The organism is Paraburkholderia sp. UCT2 (assembly GCF_014397665.1).
Lineage (GTDB): Bacteria > Pseudomonadota > Gammaproteobacteria > Burkholderiales > Burkholderiaceae > Paraburkholderia > Paraburkholderia tuberum.
In genome coordinates this window covers 34,343-42,220 of the sequence record NZ_VZQO01000059.1, presented here as the reverse complement: position 1 = coordinate 42,220, position 7,878 = coordinate 34,343, and the positions used below count along the sequence as shown (strand labels likewise).

At 62.6% G+C, this 7,878-nt stretch carries 5 protein-coding genes and 2 pseudogenes; 6 read left to right on the top strand and 1 reads right to left on the bottom strand.

The features are described from left to right. The 5 genes and pseudogenes from F6X39_RS32265 to F6X39_RS32245 all read left to right on the top strand — a co-directional run. Positions 1 to 151, top strand: a pseudogene (locus F6X39_RS32265) (iron-containing redox enzyme family protein); the annotation flags it as partial. Between the two features lie 91 nt (positions 152 to 242). Further along, entirely contained in the window at positions 243 to 1,700 is a 1,458-nt protein-coding gene (locus F6X39_RS32260; RefSeq protein ID WP_187619590.1) for an aldehyde dehydrogenase family protein, read from the top strand. A 59-nt stretch (positions 1,701 to 1,759) separates the two neighbouring features. Beyond that, positions 1,760 to 2,239 carry a GlcG/HbpS family heme-binding protein gene (locus F6X39_RS32255; RefSeq protein WP_187619589.1) on the top strand — a complete coding sequence of 160 codons (480 nt, stop codon included), beginning with the start codon at positions 1,760 to 1,762 and terminating at the stop codon, positions 2,237 to 2,239. 66 nt (positions 2,240 to 2,305) lie between these two features. Continuing rightward, on the top strand, positions 2,306 to 3,349 hold the full coding sequence (locus F6X39_RS32250; protein WP_187619588.1) for a 2Fe-2S iron-sulfur cluster-binding protein: 1,044 nt from the start codon (positions 2,306 to 2,308) through the stop codon (positions 3,347 to 3,349). Beyond that, positions 3,346 to 4,305, top strand: coding sequence for an ornithine cyclodeaminase family protein (locus F6X39_RS32245; protein WP_187619587.1), 960 nt, complete (start codon positions 3,346 to 3,348; stop codon positions 4,303 to 4,305). Before F6X39_RS32250 ends, F6X39_RS32245 begins: the two co-directional genes overlap by 4 nt. Before the next feature lie 127 nt (positions 4,306 to 4,432). Here the strand turns inward: F6X39_RS32245 and F6X39_RS32240 are convergent. Then, positions 4,433 to 4,966, bottom strand: a pseudogene (locus tag F6X39_RS32240) (IS6 family transposase); the annotation flags it as partial. 130 nt (positions 4,967 to 5,096) lie between these two features. On the opposite strand from F6X39_RS32240, the gene F6X39_RS32235 reads away from it, so the two are divergent. Beyond that, positions 5,097 to 7,877, top strand: a complete 2,781-nt coding sequence (locus F6X39_RS32235) for a LuxR C-terminal-related transcriptional regulator (protein WP_187619586.1) — start codon at positions 5,097 to 5,099, stop codon at positions 7,875 to 7,877. Position 7,878: the final 1 nt, after the last annotated feature.

Genomic DNA, 7,878 nt, shown 5'->3' with positions numbered 1-7,878 from the left:
TCTGGAGAACGCCAACACGGTCGAGCTGCAGCAGCGCTGCCTGAAGATCTGCGAGATCGGCGCGCAGATGCGCCTGCTCTACACCACCGCCCTCTACTACGACTACGTCGAGAAGGAAATCCCGCTGACCCAACTGGGGCTCGCCGCCTGAAGTAGTCGGGGCCGGGCGCGAGACGCCCGGTCATTCAGTTCATGCGATGGCGGCGTGCTCGCCATCGCCATCGCGTACAAGAGGGAGTGTCATGAGCGAATCCGCAACTGTATTCAAGAACCTGATTGCGGGAGAGTGGACCGCCAGCGTGAGCGGCAAGACTTTCCGGAACATCAATCCCGCCGATACGCGCGATGTCATCGGTCATTTCCAGGCGTCGACGCCCGACGACGCGCAGGCGGCGCTCGGCGCGGCATCGGCCGCATTCGCGAAGTGGCGCCGCACTTCGGTATCGGCGCGCGCGAAGATCGTCAACAAGGCGGCCGACTGGCTGGAGGCCAACGCCGATGCATTCGCGCTCGAATTGACGCGCGAAGAAGGCAAGCCGCTCGCGCAAAGCCGCGACGAAATCCTGCGTTCCGCGCAGGTGCTGCGTTTCTACGCGGTCGAAGCGCAGACCTTCACCGGCGAGACGTTCCCCAGCGACGATCCCGACCAGCTGGTGTACACGCAGCGCGAGCCGCTCGGTGTGGTCACCGTGATCACGCCGTGGAATTTCCCGATCTCGATTCCGGCGCGCAAGATCGCACCGGCGCTGATGGCCGGTAACACGGTCGTCTTCAAGCCTTCATCGGATGCGCCGCTGATCGGCTATCGGCTTGCCGAAGCGTTCGTGCAGGCGGGCATTCCGGCCGGCGTCATCAACTACATCACCGGGCGCGCCTCCGACATCGGCGCGGCGATCACCGAGCCGCCCGTGGTGCGCGCGGTGTCGTTCACGGGTTCGACGGCCGCGGGCGAGCATATCCATCGCTCGGTGCCGATCACGACGCGCACGCAGATGGAACTCGGCGGCAAGAATCCGCTGATCGTGATGGAAGACGCGGACCTTGAGCGCGCGGTGGATCTCGCGGTCAAGGGCGGCCTGTCGCTGAGTGGCCAGGCGTGTACCGGCACGAGCCGCATCCTCGTCATGGAGACGGTGCGTGAAGCGTTTACGGCCAGGCTGCTCGAACGCGTGAAGAGTCTCAAGATCGGCAGCGGCGTCACGCCCGGCATGGATCTCGGTCCGCTCGCCAACCGCAAGCAGCTCGATACGGTGCTCGGCTACGTCGCATCCGGCAAGGAGCAGGCGACCCATCTGACCGGCGGCGATCAACTGACCGGCGACGGTTTCGAACACGGCTATTACGTCAGGCCGGCCGTCTTCACGAACGTGCCCGAGAACGCCCGCATCTATCGCGAGGAAATCTTCGGTCCGGTGCTGGCGATTGTTTCGGTGACGAGCTTCGAGGACGCAATGACGAAAGCCAACGACACCGAATACGGTCTTTCGGCGGCCATCGCGACGTCGAATCCGCGCTACATGCACCGCTTCGCCGACGAGATCGAATCCGGCACGGTCAAGATCAACCGCACCACCACCGGCAACGTCGTCAATGCGCCGTTCGGCGGTTTGAAGCGCTCGAGCACGTCCACGTTCCGTGAATCGGGCCGCGCGGGGCTGGAGTTTTACACGCAGATCAAGACGGTTTATCGCGGTCTCTGAGCCGCACGTCGCGCGGCCAAAGCATCGCAACGACACATCATTCAATCGGAAAACGCATCATGAAAAGTTCTTTCAGGCTTGAACTCGCCGAAGCGCGCGCGATGGCGCGCGCCTCGCTGGAACGCGCGCAGGCGATCGACGTCGCCGAGTCGGTCTGCATCGTCGACGCGGGCGGCTATCCGCTCGTGCTGGAGCGCATGGACGAAGCGCGCATCACCGGCCCGCAGATCGCCTGGAACAAGGCCTTCACCGCGGCGGGCCACAAGCGCTCGACGCATCTGTTCACCAAGGCGCCGAATGGCCCCGCGTTGCCGGGCAACGAGGCGTTCGGCATCCAGTTGAGTTTCGAGGGACGCTTTGCCGCGTTCGTCGGCGGCTTTCCGATCGTGGTCGACGGCGAAGTGATCGGCGGCGTGGGGCTGAGCGGCGGCAACGGCGAGCAGGACACGCAGTGCGGCCTCGCCGCGCTCGAAGCGCTGCAGACGCTGCTGTCCGCGGGCCTGCATCGCGTGCTCGTGGAAGCCGACATCAAGAAGTAACGTCAAGAAGTCACACTGCGCCGCCCAGTGGCAGGCGAGTCCATTGTTTCGTTAGAGATTGGCAAGATGGTCTATCAGATTGAGATCGCGGAAACCGGCCAGCGCTTCGCTGCGCAGGCCGACGAATCGCTGCTCGACGCGGCGCTCGCCGCTGGCGTCGCGCTTCCTCACGATTGCCAACTGGGCGGTTGCGGCGCATGCCGGGTAAAGGTGGTCAGCGGTGCGCACGAGTACGACGAGTTCCCGTTCGGGATCTCGGAGGAAGAATCCGGCGCGGGCTTCGCACTCGCATGTCAGGCGCGCGCGCGCAGTGACATGGTGATCGCCGCGGGGCATGCGGGCGCGGATGTGTCTGCACCCGCCGTGGTCGAGGCGCGAGTCGTCGAAGTGAGCAGCTTGGGTCCGGACGTGCGGCGGCTGGCGATCGCGCTTCCCGAGCACCTCGCACTCAAGTTCAACCCCGGCCAGTACATGAACGTCGTGCTGGACAACGGCGCGCGCAGGAGCTTTTCGATGGCGTCGGCCAAGCTCGGCGGCGCGGATACATATGCGCTCGACTTTCATATCAAGCGCGTGCCGGGCGGCCGCTTTACCGATCATCTGCTGTCGGGCTTGCGCGCGGGCGATCGTCTCGACGTCGAACTGCCGCTGGGCAGCTTCCGCTTCCACGCGGAGGATTACCGCCCGCTCGTGATGGTCGCGACGGGCACTGGACTCGCGCCGGTCAAAGGCATCATCGAGTCGCTGATGGACGATCCCGATTGCCCGCCGGTATCGCTGTATTGGGGCGCGCGGACCGAGGCGGATCTTTATCTTCACGACGAGATCCAGCAATGGGGCGCACGCCTCTACGAGTTCCAGTACGTGCCGGTGCTGTCGCGACCGGACAGTACCTGGACCGGACGGCAGGGCTATGTCCAGCACGCGGTATGCGAGGACTTTCCGGACCTGTCGGAGCACGCGGTCTACCTGTGCGGATCGCCGGCCATGATCGACGATGCGCGGCGCCACTTCCTGCGCAACGGCGCGAGCATCGATCACCTCTACGCGGACAGCTTCACGTTCCAGCACGAAGCCGAATCCGCGCTTCACGAAAGGAAGATTGCATGATTCATTTGACGGATGCGCGGATCGACGAACTCATCACCATCGACGATGCCATTCCGGCACTCGAACAGGGATTTCGCGAACTCTCCAGCGGCGCGGCGGCGGTGCAGCGCCGGGTGCGCACGGAAGCGGGCGGCGTGAAGCTCTCGACCCTTGGCGCCGTGCTGCCAGGACTCGGTGTCGCGGGCGCGAAGGTTTATTCGACGATTGCCGGTCAATTCAACTTTTCGATCGTGCTGTTCTCGACGGTGGACGGCAGCTTGCTGGCCACACTCGATGCGAACGCGATCACGCGCATTCGCACCGCCGCGACGACGGTGGTGGCCGTGCGCGCGCTGGCGAAGCAACAGGCGCGCACGGTGGCCGCGTTCGGCACCGGCGTGCAAGGGCGCGCTCATGCGCTTGCGCTGGCCGCGCATACGGACTTGCGGTCGTTTCGTATCGTCGGGCTGGAGGGCACGCGCGAACTCGCGGCGGCCGTCACGGCCGCCGGTTCGACGCGAGGCATCGAGGCCACGGTGTGCGACGCGGGCGACGCGGTGCGGGGCGCGGACGTGATCGTGACCGCGACGCGTGCCACCGGTGCGCTGTTCGACGGCAATGCGGTGTCGCCGGGCGCGCTGGTTGCCGCGATCGGTTCGAGCCTGCCGCATACGCGCGAACTCGACGACACGCTGATCGCGCGAGCGTCGCGCATCGTGGTCGAACTGCGCGAGCAGGCGCGCGAAGAAGCGGGCGACCTGGTGCTCACGCAGCCGGGCACGTTCGACTGGAACGACACGGTGGAGCTCGGCGATGTGCTGACCGGCCGCGCTAAAGGCCGCGTCGCGGACGACGACGTGATCGTCTACAAGGCCGTGGGCATCGGCTTGCAGGATGTCGTGCTGGCGGGAATCGCATGGCGCAAGTACCTGGCGCGCAGCGAGGTCAAGGTGCTGAACGCGTTGCAGGGCTCGTGATGAGCGCAACGCCGGGCGCCGATCGGGCCTGCACCACTGCGGTTCTGTCGCGGTAAGGCGATTTTGGCGGACGATTGCGATGTGAGAAGGATTGCTTACATCGCCAGCCAGTAGAATTGCCGGGCGGCCGATGGTCTTGTTCCACGATATTGTTGAGATACTTGGTCTGGCGGATCTTGATGGGCGTCTCACGCTCGGCGTTCACGGCGTGCAGCCCGGCCAGATTGGCACCGCTTTTGTCGATGGTTACGGTTTCGGGCGCGCCATTCTGATCGATGGCCTTCTCGAAGTACCGTCGGGCCGCTTCCTTGTCCCGCTTGGCTCGCAGCAGGAAATCAACCGTGTTGCCGGCCTTGTCGACGGCGCGGTAGAGATACTTCCATGTGCCCCGGACCTTCACATAGGTTTCGTCCATCCGCCAGCTCTTGCCGACCGGGCGCTTGCAGCGGCGGAACGCCTTTTCAAGCACTGGCAGAAGCTTGATGGCCCACCGATGCACGGTCGAATGATCGACCGCGATCCCGCGTTCGACCATCATCTCCTCGAGATTGCGCAAGCTCAGCGGGTAGGCCACGTGCCAACGCACGCACACCAACATTATCTCGAGCGGATAGTGCAACCGCTTCAGCACTTCGGCTACCGCCGGACTCAGCGCCTTCATGGCCGTCCACATCATTCTGTTAGGTCCCGCAGCATACCAGCCTCCGCTATTGCAACAGAACCGGTGCAGCAATAGCGCTGGTAAAATTTCGCGCTATTATTTCTGGATTGGGGGCCAGTAGAGGACAAACATGGATGCGTCTTCAGACAGTACCGATCGCCCATGGAGCGTGTCGCTGATTCAGACCAAGATGCTCCCGCCCCGTCTTCCGTCTGGCTGCGTGCAACGATCCGTGTTGCTTAAGTGGTTGCGTAAGCAGCCGGTTCGCAGCATCACCGTCGTGACCGCCCCGGCGGGGTTCGGCAAGACGACATTGCTTGCTGGTTGGTGTGAAGCGCTGTCGCAGCGAAAGCATGTTGTTGCATGGCTCAGCCTCGACGCAGAAGACGATGATCCGCAGCAGTTCTGCGCTTACCTGGTGGCCGCGTTCGCCAGGGCCTCGGCGGAAATTGCCTCGCAAGCGCAACAGATCCTTAATAACGATCCGCTGACTCCTATCAGAACGGTCATTTCACTACTCCTGAACGGGATCGCTGCATCCGGCAGGCGCGTTTTCCTCGTGCTGGATGACGCCGACCGTCTGACTGCGAAACCGGTTCTTGCGATTACTTCCCGTCTGCTTCGCTATGCCCCCGAGAACATGCATATCCTGCTCGGGGTGCGAGGTGAACCGGCCTTGATAGTTGGTCAGTTTCGAGCTCCAGAGGAACTAGTTCGTATTGATGTCGACGATCTGCGTTTTTCGATCGCCGATGCGCAGGCATTTTTTGACCGGACAGGCACCGTGCCGCTTGACCGGACCAGTGTTGAGTTGCTGAACGAGGCAACGGAGGGGTGGGTCGCTGGCTTGCAACTTGCTGCTCTTGCGCTACGCGATGTGGGCGATGCGGCCAAGGTCGCCGGTGCGCTGGTCGGAGTCAGTTCCGGAATCGATTCGTACCTGAACGATGCCGTGCTCGCACACCTGCCGCTCCATATGCTGAAGTTTCTGCTATACACGTCGATTCTTGAACGACTCGCCCCTGAGTTGTGCGATGCCATCATGGGCAAGGGAAGTGGAAGCGCGGGCCAGCTCGACTGGCTCGAGCGGCACAGCGTGTTCATCCGGCCGCTGGATGAAACACGGCACTGGTACCGCTATCATGCGCTCCTGTCCGACGCACTTCGTCGGCGCCTTCTTCGCCAGATGCCGCAACACGTCCCGTTGCTGCACCGTCGTGCGTCCCAATGGTTTGCAGGAGCACGTCTTTGGCCCGAGGCAGTCAGACATGCCTTGGCTGCAGGCGAACTCGAGCAGGCGGCACAGTGGGTTGAAAACTGTGCGACGGAGATGCTCGAGCGCGGTGAGTTGAACACGTTGCTAGGATGGATCGGAAAACTGCCACCGGATGTCATCCAGAGACGGCTTCGTTTGCGCCTGACGAAAGCATGGGCGCTCGTGTTCTCGATTCAGCCGGACGCCGCCTCGAGGGAGGTTGCTGCTGTTAACAACGAATTCTTTCGGGGGCGTCGCAAGGATACCAGCATGGTAGAGGAAGCGGCATTGGCGGAGATCAACGCGGTCAGCGCACTGATCGCCACCATGGTGGAGGAAAGCGAGCGGGCGCTCGAACTAGGGCGTGCTGCTCAAGCCTCAATGGCGCCTACAGCGCCGTGGGTGCAGCGCTGTGCGCAATTCGCGCAGCTCTTCGGCTTGATGCACAGGGGCAGGTTCGACCAGATACGTGAAATACGCGACGCCGTCGGCGAGCGAGTCGAACAGGGCCAGGAGCCCGACTACTCGGATATGTTTCGACGCTCGTCGTTCGGTGTTGCTGCATTTATGCATGGCGAGCTGTCTGAATCAAGGCGAATTTTTGAGGCGATGTTCCACCGCATCGAAAAAGCATGGGGCCACTCGTCATCCTGCGCAACCTGGGCGGCCAGTTGCCTTGCTGCGATCTACTATGAGTGCAACGAACTGCCTGAAGCGCGGAGGATGATCGCGGGCCGCACGACCGCTGCACTGGAAACCTCGCCGCTAACTGGTTTAATGCGCCATATTCTGTCTGCAGCACGCTTGCTGTGGCGCGACGGGGAGATGGGTTCGGCGCTGGCCATTCTCGAAGACGGTCGACAGGCCGCCGTAACCCGACACTGGCTACGTCTGAAGTTGGCGCTGGATGCCGAAACGGTAAGATTGCTCCTTGTAGAAGGCAACGTTGCTCAAGCGAGGCAGATCGCCGACGAGCTGAGCAAGAGCGTGCCCATGATGTGCGAAGGGCGGACTGGGTGCGCGGTAGACACCTGGACAAGCTATTGTCTCCTGGAGGCTCGCGTACTGATCGCCGGGGATCGTGCACATGAAGCCGTCACGCTTCTCACACCTTTGCTTGATACTCTGGCTGCTACGGGCAGGCGCTATTCGGAGGCTGTGGTTTCCTTGCTGTTCTCATGCGCGCTCGCGCAATGTGGAGCGTCCGAAAAGGCGCTTGGTGCGCTCGAACGAGCGCTACGGCTCGGAAGGCAGAGCGGCATGATTAACAGCTTCGTGGATGAGGGGCCACCCGTGCGCGCGTTGCTACAGCAATTTCGCTTGGCTTCAGCGAATGTTCCTACGGCAGAAACGGCGTATGTCGACAGGCTGCTTACAGCTTTTGATGCCTTCGGTAATTCACCGGCTGCGTCGCCCGCGCATGTTGAGGCCGTGCCGCTGTCACCGGATGTTCTTAGTGCGAGGGAGTTTGAGGTACTCGAGTGCGTTGCCCGCGGTCTTTCGAACAAGGAAATCGGCCGGTCGTTGAAACTGGCACCCGAGACGGTCAAGTGGCATCTGAAAAATATCTTCGAAAAGCTCGACGTAAATTCGCGAATTGACGCCGTACAGAGAGTTTTTGGACTTGGGGTAGGAGAGGGTCGCGCGGCCATGTAGT